Source organism: Desulfoplanes sp. PS50, assembly GCF_053851535.1.
This window is the reverse complement of record NZ_JBSPZA010000019.1, coordinates 17,528-30,924: the sequence shown is the minus strand read 5'-3', so window position 1 is coordinate 30,924 and position 13,397 is coordinate 17,528. Positions and strand designations below refer to the sequence as shown.

Here is a 13,397-nt window from a genome sequence, read left to right as displayed (position 1 = left end):
TTGAGGGAAATTGAGAAATTTGGGAAATTTAAGAAATTTAAGAAATTTATGAGATTTATGAGATTTATGAGATTTATGAGATTTAAGAAATTTAAGAGATTTAAAAAAAAATGATAAATTTGAGAGAGTTGAGAGATTGAATTGAATGGAGTGAAACTCGTTTCTTCCTGCTCGGCATGTCGGATAAAAAGGCATGGAGACTTCCCCTGGGGCGCAGCTGCATCCAGGGGTTACTGGCGTTCCTTCAGAAATGTCTCCAGTTCCTGCAAAAACTCCGGAATCAGGTTGCTCTCGCCTTTGACCTTGCGAATGACCTTCCCTTTTCGAAAGATGATCCCGCAATCGCGGCCGCCTGCAATGCCGATATCCGCCTCTTTGGCCTCGCCCGGACCGTTGACCACGCATCCCATGACCGCCACGGTGAAGATGTCCTTTACATGCATGAGCCGTTTTTCCACTGCGGTTGCCAGACCGATCAGATCCACCTCGGTTCTTCCACAGGTGGGGCAGGAAACGATTTCCGGACCGCGCTGTCGGAGTCCCAGGGAACGCAGAATCTCCCAGGCAACGAGCATTTCCTCCACAGGATCACCGGTCAGGGAAACGCGCAGTGTGTCCCCGATCCCCTGGGCAAGAAGTATCCCCAACCCCACCCCGGATTTCACGGCGCCGCGAAGGGGTGTGCCCGCCTCGGTCACCCCGATATGCAGGGGATAATCCACCTTTTCGCTCATCAGCCTGTAGGCATCGATGGTCGAAAGAACCGAAGACGATTTAAGGGATATCTTGATCTGATCGAAATCACGCTCCTCGAGCAAGCGGACATGGTTCATGGCCGATTCAACCATGGCCTCGGGCGTGGGACCTCCATATCGTGCCACAAGCTCCTTTTCCACGGACCCGCTGTTGACCCCGATTCTGATGGGCACACCGTGAACCCTGGCCGCATCCACGACCATATCCACATGATCTCTTCCCCCGATGTTTCCGGGATTGATGCGCAGCCCGTCCACCCCCGCCTCCATGGAGAGAATGGCCAGACGATGGTCGAAATGAATATCCGCGATAAGGGGAACATCGGTTTGATCCTTGAGTGTCCGGATACAGGAGGCCGCATCTTCGTCAAGCACGGCCAGACGGACAATCTCGCATCCGGCCTCGGTCAGGGCCCGAATCTGCGCCAGGGTGGCCTGAACATCCCGGGTGTCCGTATTGGTCATGCTCTGGATACGGATAGGGTTGTCCCCGCCAATGCCCACCCCGCCCACTGACAGGGTTCTGGTCGGCTTTCGTGAAATATGCATGGTTATATCCTTGGCATCTGATAATTGAAGGGCTGTGACTGCACTGCCCGAACCAGATTCTGCTAATTGATTTGCCTTCCCGTGTACAGACCACGCCCTAAGGGTGTTTCTTGGGATCATGGATTTTCCCTTGACGACCCCTTGGGTTGTGCCTCAAAAAGATATGTTTCGGTTATTGCGAAAATTCACACCCGTTTTGAATCCATCCCCCCTTCGTATATCATGCAGTATCCCGGGCGTTATTCATCATTCAAATACGGACTGTCCCCCATAAGGAGCATGCATCCATGGCATTGAGCATAGGAATCGTCGGTCTTCCCAACGTGGGCAAATCGACCATCTTCAACGCCCTGACCAGGGCCCAGAACGCGGAAAGCGCCAACTATCCTTTTTGTACCATCGAGCCCAACAAGGCCGTGGTCCCGGTTCCGGACGATCGCCTCCAGGCCCTGGCCTCACTGGTCGATCCGGAAAAAATCGTCCATGCAACCGTGGATTTTATCGACATCGCCGGGCTGGTGGCCGGGGCGAGCAAGGGAGAGGGGCTGGGAAACAAATTTCTGGCCAATATCAGAGAAACCCAGGCCATCCTCCACGTTGTACGTTGCTTTGAAAACGACGACATCGTTCATGTAGACGGCTCCATCGATCCCATCCGGGATATCGAGATCATCGAGACCGAATTGATCATGTCCGACCTGCAGACCGTGGAAAACCGCATTTCGCGGCTGGAAAAACAGGTCAAGGGGGACAAGAAACTCGCTCCCGTTCTGACCATGTGCAAAAAACTCGAAGAGCACCTGACCACCGGCGCCCCGGCATCGGCCTTTCCCAACAAGGACGATGAAACCTTACACAGCCATTTCAAGGAATTGGGTCTCATCTCGGCCAAACCGATCATCTATGCCATGAACGTTGACGAAGACACCATCGCCCAGGACAATGACCATGTTCTGCGTGTCCGGGAGCTGGCCGCAACCCGCGGCTGCTCGTGCATCAAGGTTTCAGCCAGGATGGAAGAGGAACTCGCCGGTCTGGACGATGACGAACGCACCGAATTCCTGGACTCCTACGGGGTCACGGAAAGCGGCCTGGAACAGGTCATCCACACCGGCTACGCCACCCTGGGGTTGATCAGTTATTTCACGGCAGGCCCCAAGGAAGTCAAGGCATGGACCATCCGGACAGGCTGGAAGGCCCCCCAGGCAGCCGGTGTCATTCACACGGATTTTGAACGCGGATTCATCCGGGCAGAGATCATCGCCTACAAGGATTACATCGCCAACGGCTCCGAAACCGCCTGCCGGGCCAAAGGCGTGCTCCGGGTGGAAGGCAAGGAATACGTCGTCAAGGATGGGGATGTTGTTCATTTCCTGTTCAACGTATAAGTATTTGGGCGAATCCGCACCCATCTGCTTCGTTGCTGCGAGGTTTTGAAATCCTCATGTACGGAGGTACACTCCGGTTTCAAAACCCCTTGCGCCTCGCAGATGGGCACGTCTTCACCCAAATACCCACTGGATACGCACTCATCTTTGTCTTTGCGTTCCAACACCGCGTCCCTATCACCGAATGCAGAACGCAAACCTCCTGCCACCTCAAACTTAACATCTAAAACCCCCAAAAAATAATGCCCCAACGCGGACCCCACATATCTTTGGCTCCTGAACGACTGGTCAAACGTGTTCTTGGAATTCCCATCGAGGAATTCCAGACCTGGCCGGAGTATCTTCAGGAATTGGCCCTCTCCCTGGCAGAAGAGCTCTTCATGATCCGGTACAATCCCTTTATCCCGGCAGAGAATGTCCATACCAGTGTCATGGAACGGCTCAGGCGGGAAAAGGGAGCCCTGTCTCCGGAATATTTCCACGATCTCTCCTCCTGTTTGCAAGGGTATTGGGACCGGTTTGACCAGGATCGCAGATTCACGGCCAAATTGCTCAAACGAATGGCTGCCATCCTGCCAAAGGATCAGATTTCGACCTCCCCGCACACCCTGGTGGAATGCTCCACCGATGCCACTGATTTACGCATGGAACTCCCGGCCATGGTCGTGTTTCCCGAGACCACGGAGCAGATCCAGAAAATTGTCCGACTGGCCAATGAACTGGGGTTCGCCATCGTGCCCCGGGGAGGCGGTTCCGGTCTGACAGGTGGTGCCGTGCCGGCCAAATGGCGGACCGTTGTTCTGAGCATGACCCGGTTCAACAAGATCCTTTCCGTGGACGCAGAAACCAAGCGACTCTGCGCCCAGACAGGCGTTCTGACCCTGAATGCGGGCCAGGAAGCGGCCAGACACGGAATGCTCTTTACCGTGGACCCGGCCTCCAAGGCGGCCTCTTCCCTGGGAGGCAATGTCTCGGAAAATGCGGGCGGCCCCTTTGCCTTTGAGTACGGCACGACCATCGACAACGTGGCCAGCTACACCATGGTCACCCCGTCGGGGGAATGCATCGAAGTCAGGCGCAAGGACCACCCCGGGCACAAGATCTTTCCCCATGAAACAGCGGTGTTCGAAATCCTCAACGAACGCGGAGAGATCAAGGAAACCATCTCCCTGCACGGGGAAAAAATCCGGGCCGCAGGTCTGGGCAAGGACGTGACCAACAAATATCTGGGCGGTCTTCCCGGCATCCAAAAGGAAGGGGTCGACGGGATCATCACCGAGGCCTGTTTCACCCTCCATCCCCAGCAGGACCATTTCCGGGTCCTGTGTCTGGAATTTTTCGGTTCCTCCATGCGCAATGCCTCGCTGGTCATCCAGAGCGTGGTTGGTTTGCGAGATACCATCAGAAAGGAGGGGGACAAGGTCAAGATTTCGGCCATGGAGGAATTCGGGACCAAATACGTCCAGGCCATCGAGTACCAGAAAAAATCCTCCAGATTCGAGGGGGCGCCCATATCGGTGCTCATCATCCAGCTCGATTCCGACGACGAGCCTGCCCTTGACAAGGCCATGCAGGAAATCGTGGATATCACCGATCCCTTTGACAACGTGGACATCTTTGTCGCCAGGGATGAAAGAGAGGCCGAACGGTTCTGGCACGACCGCCATCAATTGAGCGCCATCTCCAAACGGACCAGCGGATTCAAGATCAACGAAGACGTGGTCTTGCCCCTGGCTGTCATTCCGGAATTTTCCGACTATATCGAGGGCATCAATCTGCACTATCTGGCCAGGGCCTACCGCAAGGCATTGCAGCAGGTCACCGGACTCGACGGGGTCGAGGTGGACGATGGCTTCATCCAGATGGAACTCGGGGTGACCACGGACATCCTCAAGGAAAAGACCACCACTGCGGATATTTCCGAACAGGAGCTCGAACTTCAGGTCTTCTACTTTTTCCAGCACCTGAAAAACAAATATGCCCAGATCCAGGACAAACTGGACAGGATCTTCGAGAACATGAGCGGAACCCGGATCATCGTGGCCAATCACATGCATGCCGGGGACGGCAACTGCCATGTGAATCTGCCGGTCAACTCCAATGATCCGGAAATGCTCGAACTGGCCGAAGAGGCTGTGGTCAAGGTGACCCGCAAGGTCCTTGAACTCGGCGGAGTGGTCTCGGGTGAGCACGGTATCGGGATCACCAAGATCCCCTTTTTGCAGGAAGAAAAAATCGTTGCCCTTAAAGGATACAAGCGCAAGGTCGACCCGAACAATGTCTTCAATCCCGGCAAGCTGACCCAGCGCGAATTGGTGGTTTTGCCCTACACCTTTTCCTTCAACCGGCTGATCAAGGATATCAACAAGACGGCCATTCCGGGCAAGGATCGGCTGATCAATCTGCTGGCCAATATCCAGACCTGTACCCGATGCGGCAAATGCAAGCAGGTCTGCCCCATGTTCCAGCCCGAAAAAGGATTGCTTTTCCATCCCAGGAACAAAAACATCGCCCTGGGCGCATTGATCGAGGCCATCTATTATTCCCAGCTGCACACCGGAGAACCGGACAAGAAACTTTTGGATCAACTCAGGGAGATCATGGACCATTGCACGGCCTGCGGCAGATGTACGGCTGTCTGTCCGGTAAAGATCCATACCAGCGACGTAACCCTGCACATGCGTGCCTATCTGGATGAAAAGGGTGCGGGAGGCCATCCCTTCAAGGCTCAGGTTCTCAATTTCCTGAGCAAGAACCCCCGAAAGACGCTCCCCATAGCCGCCCATGCAGCCAGCATCGGGCAGGCTGTTCAAAACAGGGTGGTTGACCGGATTCCCGCAACCTGGAAGCAGCGCATGGCCAACCCCATGTTTTCAGGCAGGGGTCCTGATCTCGATTTCAGCAATCTCCTGAAACAGATGGAGCTCAAGAAGGGGTCGATTTTTCTGCCCGCGCAGAGTTCCCGGGAAATCCTGGAAACGGTCTTTTATTTCCCGGGATGCGGGGCCGGACTTTTCTACCCCTCCATTGCCATGGCCGGGACCTACCTTCTTCTCAAGGCGGGTGTCGGTGTGGCTCTGCCGCCGGAACATCTCTGCTGCGGGTATCCGCTGCTCGCGGCCGGCCACAATACGGCCTACCGGAGAATGGGACGGGAGAATCAGGAAATCATCCAGCAATCCGTGATTCAGCTCGGTGAAATGGGGTATGCCTGCACTTCGTTTCTGACCTCCTGCGGTACCTGCCGCGAAGGAACAGCGGAATACCGGCTTCAGCCCGGAGCAGACACAAAAATCAATCATCTCGATGTGGTCCAGTTCCTCATGGAACGGCTGGAAGGATCAACATCTGCTTCGGAAGAACGCGAACTCATCTACCACGCGGCCTGCCATCCGGAATGGACCGGCATGGACCCGGCCAAGGCCGGCTCCATCTATGCCAAGGCCCTGGAATCCCAGTCAGGATGCTTGGTACGTCTGAGCCCTGGATGCTGCGGAGAATCAGGTATGGGTGCCATGACCTCCCCGGCCATCTACAACAAAATCCGAGCCAAGAAGCAGGAACAGCTCAACCTGGATCTCAAGGGATATCCGGATAACGGCCCGGTCATTGTGGGCTGCCCTTCCTGCAAAATCGGCATCAAACGTTCCCTCATCCAAATGAACCGGGAAAATGAAGTTCTGCATACTCTCGAATACCTGGCCGAACAACACGGGGGCACGGATTGGAAAAAGAATTTTCTCAAGGCCCTGCAGCAGGCCAAAGTGACCAAAGGTGTCAGGACAGTGGGGTGCTGATTCTGAAATCGCACGGGCAGACACATGTGTCTGCCCTTTAGGATACGTTTCGGCTCAGCGATTTCATGGCCCGCATCTACCGGAGATCATCCTGATTGTTGCAAATACATGCATGCATCATCCCTGATATGATCCAAAATCTTGAACACCACGAACGATGACTGTATCAACGCCCTCTTCTCCCCGCTATCTGGCCATCGACTTCGGACTCAAACGAGTGGGCCTGGCCGTAGCCGGACCTGACAGCACCCTGGTCTTTCCCCTGAAGACCCTGTTCAGGACCTCGCGGACGGCCTTTTTCGAGGAACTGCTCGCGACCATCGAAGAAGAGTCCATCCAGGCCGTTGTCGTGGGCCTGCCCCTGGACATGGAAGGCAACGAGCAACTGATCTCCCGACAGGTCAGAAATTTTACCGAGAGCCTGGCACGGCGGGTGTCCCTGCCCATTTATCTGGAGAACGAGGTTTTGACATCGTTTGAGGCAAAGAATCGTCTCCATGAAGCCGGAGTTTTTGGAAGCCGCCGAAAAAAGGTCCTGGACCAGATGGCGGCCGTGGCCATTCTTGAATCCTTTCTGGGTCACCCGGAAAGTCATGAACCCGTTGCCCGCCCTGACAACCCATGAATTCTTCCCACCTCTCCCTTGTGCATCGTCTGGTTCTCATTCTCCTTGGAGCCATGATCCTGGTCACGGCCGTACTCTGTACGCAGGTCTGTCATTTTTTGCACACCCCTCCGGCAGATCCGGGACAGCCGGTTATCGTTCGGATAGAATCCGGCCTGAGCTTTTCAGCCATCGCCTCCCTGCTCGAATCCAGGGGGGTCATCACCAACCGGCAAAAATTCTCCCTCCTCGGGCGCTTCATGGGTAAAACCGGTTCCATTCGGGCCGGTGAATTCACCCTGAACACCGGGTGGACTCCCATGGAAGTACTGGATGAACTTGGCCGGGGCAGAGACATTCTCCACCCACTGACCATTCCCGAGGGACTTACCTGGTGGCAGACCGCACAATCCATCCAGGACTCGGGACTGGGATCACGTGATGGTTTCGCCCGGATCGTCAGGGACCCGGATTTTCTCGCCCACTGGAACATCCCCGGGGACAGCGCCGAGGGCTATCTTTTTCCCGAGACCTATCTCTTTCCTCAGGTACATTCCGGACAATCGTCATCCACAACGGAACCAACCCGTCAGGACCGGAAGATCGCCGATCGATTGATTGCCATGTTTTGGGAACGAACCAGCGATCTTTTTCCCGCTTCCATGTCTCACCAGGATATCCGAAACATGATCACCCTGGCCTCATTGGTGGAAAAAGAAACCTCCAAGGATAACGAGCGAGCCAGGATCGCAGGAGTCTATACGAATCGACTCAAAAAAAATATGCGACTGCAATGCGACCCGACCATCATCTATGGTATTGGACCGGATTTCGACGGCAACCTGACCCGCAGGCATCTCCGTGACCGATCCAATCCCTACAATACCTACGTTCACCCGGGGCTTCCTCCCGGACCGATCTGTTCGCCGGGCCACGCCTCCCTACATGCGGCCCTGAACCCGGAATCCCATACCTATCTCTATTTCGTCTCCAAGGGTGACGGCAGCCATGTGTTCAGCAAAACACTCAAGGAACACAACCGCTATGTCCGAAAATACCAGCTGGGCAGATAGGTATAATCCCGCTGGGATCAGGACAGCGTGTGATCCCCTTCCAAAAACCTGTTTGATTTTTAAGGCGTTGCCGAGTATGTCACCAGATCGTAACACGCAATGATCAGCGAGTGATGTTAACGCAGTCTGTTTTCTCAACTTTTTTCTGGAGGTAGCATCCGTGAAAAGATTGTCCATCCTGTTGATCGCAGCCGCCCTTGTATTTTCCATGGGCATGCTTTCTGCCAGCCCGGCTCTTGCCGGCAAGTCCATCAAGGTCGCCTTTGACGCCGACCCCGTCTCCTTGGACCCCCATGTCCAGCTTTCAGCCGGTATGCTGCAGTACTCGCACATGGTTTTTGACCCATTGATCCGTTGGACAAAGGATGGCGGGTTTGAAGCTCGTTTGGCTACCAAGTGGGAACGTATCGATAACCTGACCATACGCTTTCATCTCCGCAAGGGCGTCACGTTTCATTCCGGCAATTCGTTCACCGCCAAGGATGTAGCCTGGACCCTGGCCCGACTGAAAAAAAGTCAGGACTTCAAGGGATTGTTCGAAGCTTTTGACACCCCAGTAATTATTGATGATTATACCATAGATATCAAAACAAAAAAACCATACGGGCTCGTCGAAAATATGGGTACGTATATTTTTCCCATGGACAGCGCATTCTATACCGGAACGGATGACAAGGGGTTGCCCAAGGATACCATCGTCAAAACCCAATACTCCTTTGCCAATAGCAACGAGTCCGGAACCGGAAAATACCAGGTCACCTACCGGGAACAAGGCGTAAAGACAGTTTTCACCAAGTTTCCCGGATACTGGGACAATGCCGGCAATGTGGATGAAATCGTCCTCACCCCCATCAAGAACGACGCCACCCGTGTGGCCGCCCTGCTGTCAGGGGATGTCGACTTCATCATGCCCGTTCCTCCGCAGGATTACGCCCGCATCGAGGGTAATAATGATCTCAAGCTGGTAGCCATGGCCGGCAGCCGGATCATCACCTTGCAGATGAACCAGAAAAGACGGCCGGAATTCCGGAACCAGAAGGTCCGTCAGGCCATGGTCTATGCGGTCAATAACGCTGGTATCGTCGAAAAAATTATGAAGGGAAAAGCTGGCGTAGCTGCACAACAAGCTCCTAAAGGCTTTGCCGGGTACAAGGCCAACTTGACCCCCCGCTACGATCTGGCCAAGGCCAAACAACTCATGAAGGAAGCCGGATACCCCAATGGATTTACCTGCTCCATGATCGCTCCGAACAACCGCTACGTGAAAGACGAGCAGATCGCCCAGGCCGCTGCCGCCATGCTCTCCAAGATCGGCATCAAGGTGAACCTGAAGACCATGCCCAAGGCCCAGTACTGGGACGAATTCGACGCCCAGGTTGCTGACATCCAGATGATCGGCTGGCACCCCGACACCGAGGATTCCTCTAACTACACAGAATTCCTGCTTATGTGCCCGAACAAGGAAACCGGTTACGGTCAGTACAACAGCGGCAACTACTGCAACAAACAGGTCGATGAATTGATCAACAAGGCCATGACCGAAACCGACATGGCCAAACGCAGCGCTATGCTCCAGGAAGTCGAGCAGCTTCTCTACGACGACGCAGCCTTCATTCCCCTTCACTGGGAGAATCTCTCCTGGGCCTCCAAAAAGGGACTGAAAATCGAACCTATTGTCAACGTCCAGAACTTCCCCTACTTCGGGGACCTGGTTGTCGAGTAACCGCGCATCCAAAACCTATAAAAGAGCGGACTGCATTTCGGGTCCGCTCTTTTATGTAAAGAAATTTATGAATATAGAAAATTGAAGAAATTGAAGACATGTATTCTCACTATTTGTAATTTCTTAAATTTCTTGAATTTCTTACATTCAAAATCCTTGTTTTTCCTTCCACCCTTCTACCCCGGACACCAGTCATGTTTGCCTTCATAGTCCGACGTATCCTCCAGGCCATGGTGGTCATGTTTGTCATCAGCGTGATCGGCTTTGCCATCAAGCAGAATGTGGGCGATCCGGTCAGACAGCTCACCGGCATCTCGGTCTCCGCTGCCGAGCGCGAGGCCCTGCGTGATGAACTTGGCCTGAACGATCCCTTCCTTGTCCAATACGGCCGTTTCCTGGCCAAGGCGGTCAAGGGCGATATCGGTCAATCCTTTTTTTACAAAAAACCGGCCATGGAGGTCATCCTCAAAAAGGCCCCGGCCACCCTGGAACTGGTCCTGTGCAGTTCCATTCTCATTGTTCTGGTCTCCATCCCGGTGGGCATCTATGCGGCCATCTATCCCCGGCGACTCTTTTCACGATTCGCCATGAGCGGGAGCATTGTAGGGGTCTCCTTTCCCGTATTTTTAACCGCTATTCTGCTTGTGTATCTTTTTTCCATCAAATGGGGTTTGTTGCCCTCGTATGGAAGGGGAGAGACCGTGAACGTCTTTGGATGGTGGAACACCGGGCTGCTTACCCTGGACGGGCTCAAACACCTGATTCTGCCGACCATCTCCCTCTCCTCGATCATGCTTCCCCTGTTCATCCGGCTGATCCGCTCGGAGATGATGGAGGTTCTGCAGACCGATTACATCAAATTTGCCTGGGCCAAGGGCATCCACAGGTGGCGGATCTGGTTCGTTCACGCCTTCAAGAATACCCTGCTGCCGGTCATCACCGTCGGCGGGGTGCAGCTGGGCATGATGATCGCCTACACCATTCTGACGGAAACGGTCTTTCAATGGCAGGGCATGGGATTCATGTTTCTCGAGGCAGTGGAACGCTCTGACACCTCCCTTCTGGTGGCCTATCTCATCTTTGTGGGAGCCATTTTCGTGTGCGTGAACACGCTCATCGACATCATTTACGGCCTGGTCAATCCCATGGTCAGGATCACAGGAAGGTCATAAATGGGACGTTGGAAAAAATTCAAACAATCATACTTTCTCTATAGCTTTCTCCACGACAAGATCGCCATCATCAGCCTGGCCATTGTACTCGTATTGGTGATCATGGGCATTGGAGCTCCGGTTTTCGCGCCCCATGACCCCTATGACACCACAACCATCGACATCATGGACGCCGAGACTCCACCGGTCTGGCTCGAAGGGGGCAATCCCTCCTACTGGCTCGGAACCGATGACCAGGGACGCGATCTTTTCAGCACCATGCTCTACGGCATGCGCATCTCTTTGTTCATCGGAATCGGAGCGGTGTGCATGCAGGCTGTCCTGGGAATCATCCTCGGTCTCACGGCAGGCTATTGCGGAGGAAAAATAGAATCTCTACTCATGCGGATGGCCGATGTGCAGCTCTCTTTTTCAACCATGATGGTGGCCATATTTTTGAGCGCCATCTTTCAGGCCGCCTTTGGCGTGGCCCGGTTCGAGGAAATGGCCGTGCCCTTTCTGATTCTGGTTATCGGTTTTGCCGAATGGCCCCAATATGCGCGAACCGTCAGGGCCTCGGTGCTTGCGGAAAAAAAGAAGGAATACGTGGAAGCCGCCCGGGTGATCGGCTTCTCCCCCAAAAGGATCATGTGGCGGCACATCCTGCCGAACACGCTTTCACCCATCCTGGTCATCTCCACGGTCCAGGTGGCCAACGCGGTCATGAGCGAGGCTGCCCTCTCCTTCCTGGGTCTGGGCATGCCCGTGACCAAACCGTCGCTGGGCTCCCTGATCAATTCCGGATTCGAATACATCTTTTCCGGCTCCTGGTGGATCACCCTCTTTCCCGGCTTCCTTCTGGTCCTGCTCATTCTGGTGATCAACCTCCTGGGCGACTGGCTCCGGGACGTGCTCAACCCGAAGCTGTACAAAGGATAAGAAAGTACGCAGTACACAGGCATAAAAAGTACGCAGTACACAGTGCGCAGTGCGCAGTGAAAACCTTTTTTTTGGTAATGATTCTCACAATTTTATTTATAAAATAGTACGAACAGACATCATCCAGAACCAACTTTCAAAATCAGTGCAGTTAGTTCTGTGCCCTGCGCACTGCGCACTGTGCACTTTTTTATACACTGCGCACTGTGTACTGCGTACTTTTTATGCCTGCGCACTTTTTCATACACTGTGTACTTTTCTACATAAATCCTAACACCTAAAACCTAAAATTTTCCCCCATGTCCAAACTGCTTGAAGTCAAAAACCTGGTAGTCAAATTCGGTCTGCGCGCCGGCGATCTGACAGCACTCAACGATATTACCTTTTCCCTGGACCAGGGCGAGCGCATGGGTCTTGTGGGGGAATCCGGGGCGGGCAAATCCGTGGCCGGTTTTTCGATCATCAATCTGATCAGTCAGCCGGGGTTCATCGATTCAGGAGAAATTTTTTTTGAGGGGGAAGAGATCAGCCACTATCCCCTGGAAAAAATGCGTGATCTCCGAGGCAACCGGATCAGCATGATCTTCCAGGACCCCATGATGACCCTCAATCCCGTGCTGACCATCGGTACGCAGATGGTCGAGACCATCCTGGCCCACAAACGCATGTCCCGCAAAGCGGCCGAGGCCATTGCCGTGGAGAAACTGAGCAATGTCTATATCCCTTCACCTGAAAAACGGCTCGACCAGTATCCCCACGAGATGTCCGGGGGGATGCGCCAGCGCATTGTCATCGCCATAGCCCTGCTGACTGATCCGAGCCTGATCATTGCCGATGAGCCGACCACCGCCCTGGATGTGACCATTCAGGCGGAAATCATGGATCTCTTGCTTGAGCTCTGCGAGACCAAAAAAATGGGGCTCATCCTGATCACCCACGACCTCGGCGTGGTCTCCCAGGTGACCCAGAAGGTTGCGGTCATGTATGCCGGACGAATCGTTGAAAAAGGACGGACCGATGATATCATCAGCAACCCCCGGCATCCTTACACCCAGGGGCTGATCCACGCCCTGCCCCAGAGCAAGCAACGTGGCAACCGTCTCAACCAAATCCCCGGGATGATGCCCAATCTGACCTCCATCCCCCAGGGGTGTGCCTTCAACCCGCGATGCTCCCTGTGTACGGATATCTGCAGACAACGCGAACCCGAGCTGCATCCCTGTTCCGGCGGACGGGGTATGGTGGCGTGTCATTTGGTTACTAACGAATAAATAAAAAAAATACGCAGTGAATGAAAAGTGCGCAGCACTCAGTGCACAGTGCGCAGGAACTGCCCTGGTTTTGAAAGTTCTTTCAGGATGATCTCTCCGCGTAGTATTTTACAAACGAAATTGTAACAACTATTCATTGAAAAATTG

9 protein-coding genes are annotated in these 13,397 nt (G+C 54.0%); 8 read left to right on the top strand and 1 reads right to left on the bottom strand.

Translation table 11 applies throughout. From position 1 onward, the window contains the following. Positions 1-230 precede the first annotated feature (230 nt). Positions 231-1,304 (bottom strand): flavodoxin-dependent (E)-4-hydroxy-3-methylbut-2-enyl-diphosphate synthase, encoded by a 1,074-nt coding sequence (gene ispG / locus ACTVJH_RS09665; RefSeq protein WP_455989826.1) that lies wholly within the window; start codon positions 1,302-1,304, stop codon positions 231-233. A gap of 287 nt (positions 1,305-1,591) precedes the next feature. On the opposite strand from ispG, the gene ychF reads away from it, so the two are divergent. The 8 genes from ychF (at position 1,592) to ACTVJH_RS09625 (ending at position 13,250) form a co-directional block, all read left to right on the top strand. Continuing rightward, positions 1,592-2,692 (top strand): redox-regulated ATPase YchF, encoded by a 1,101-nt coding sequence (ychF, locus tag ACTVJH_RS09660; RefSeq protein WP_455989824.1) that lies wholly within the window; start codon positions 1,592-1,594, stop codon positions 2,690-2,692. A 242-nt stretch (positions 2,693-2,934) separates the two neighbouring features. Then, positions 2,935-6,489 carry an FAD-binding and (Fe-S)-binding domain-containing protein gene (locus ACTVJH_RS09655; RefSeq protein ID WP_455989822.1) on the top strand — a complete coding sequence of 1,185 codons (3,555 nt, stop codon included), beginning with the start codon at positions 2,935-2,937 and terminating at the stop codon, positions 6,487-6,489. 157 nt (positions 6,490-6,646) lie between these two features. Next, positions 6,647-7,114: a Holliday junction resolvase RuvX gene (gene ruvX / locus ACTVJH_RS09650; RefSeq protein WP_455989820.1), complete on the top strand. Its 468-nt coding sequence runs from the start codon at positions 6,647-6,649 to the stop codon at positions 7,112-7,114. Continuing rightward, a complete protein-coding gene (mltG, locus tag ACTVJH_RS09645) occupies positions 7,111-8,166 on the top strand; it encodes an endolytic transglycosylase MltG (RefSeq protein ID WP_455989818.1) in 1,056 nt (351 codons plus the stop codon). Before ruvX ends, mltG begins: the two co-directional genes overlap by 4 nt. A gap of 160 nt (positions 8,167-8,326) precedes the next feature. Further along, the gene (locus ACTVJH_RS09640) at positions 8,327-9,889 is read left to right on the top strand and encodes an ABC transporter substrate-binding protein (RefSeq protein ID WP_455989816.1); all 1,563 of its coding nucleotides are present in this window, start codon (positions 8,327-8,329) and stop codon (positions 9,887-9,889) included. A gap of 194 nt (positions 9,890-10,083) precedes the next feature. After that, positions 10,084-11,061: an ABC transporter permease gene (locus tag ACTVJH_RS09635; RefSeq protein WP_455989814.1), complete on the top strand. Its 978-nt coding sequence runs from the start codon at positions 10,084-10,086 to the stop codon at positions 11,059-11,061. Further along, the gene (locus ACTVJH_RS09630) at positions 11,062-11,979 is read left to right on the top strand and encodes an ABC transporter permease (RefSeq protein ID WP_455989812.1); all 918 of its coding nucleotides are present in this window, start codon (positions 11,062-11,064) and stop codon (positions 11,977-11,979) included. 299 nt (positions 11,980-12,278) lie between these two features. Continuing rightward, positions 12,279-13,250, top strand: a complete 972-nt coding sequence (locus ACTVJH_RS09625; protein ID WP_455989810.1) for an ABC transporter ATP-binding protein — start codon at positions 12,279-12,281, stop codon at positions 13,248-13,250. Positions 13,251-13,397 lie beyond the last annotated feature (147 nt).

Excerpts from the sequence above, each read along its gene's own strand:
- ispG (WP_455989826.1), bottom strand. The coding sequence starts at position 1,304 with ATGCATATTTCACGAAAGCCGACCAGAACCCTGTCAGTGGGCGGGGTG.
- ychF (WP_455989824.1), top strand. The coding sequence starts at position 1,592 with ATGGCATTGAGCATAGGAATCGTCGGTCTTCCCAACGTGGGCAAATCG.
- ACTVJH_RS09655 (WP_455989822.1), top strand. The coding sequence starts at position 2,935 with ATGCCCCAACGCGGACCCCACATATCTTTGGCTCCTGAACGACTGGTC.
- ruvX (WP_455989820.1), top strand. The coding sequence starts at position 6,647 with ATGACTGTATCAACGCCCTCTTCTCCCCGCTATCTGGCCATCGACTTC.
- mltG (WP_455989818.1), top strand. The coding sequence starts at position 7,111 with ATGAATTCTTCCCACCTCTCCCTTGTGCATCGTCTGGTTCTCATTCTC.
- ACTVJH_RS09635 (WP_455989814.1), top strand. The coding sequence starts at position 10,084 with ATGTTTGCCTTCATAGTCCGACGTATCCTCCAGGCCATGGTGGTCATG.
- ACTVJH_RS09630 (WP_455989812.1), top strand. The coding sequence starts at position 11,062 with ATGGGACGTTGGAAAAAATTCAAACAATCATACTTTCTCTATAGCTTT.
- ACTVJH_RS09625 (WP_455989810.1), top strand. The coding sequence starts at position 12,279 with ATGTCCAAACTGCTTGAAGTCAAAAACCTGGTAGTCAAATTCGGTCTG.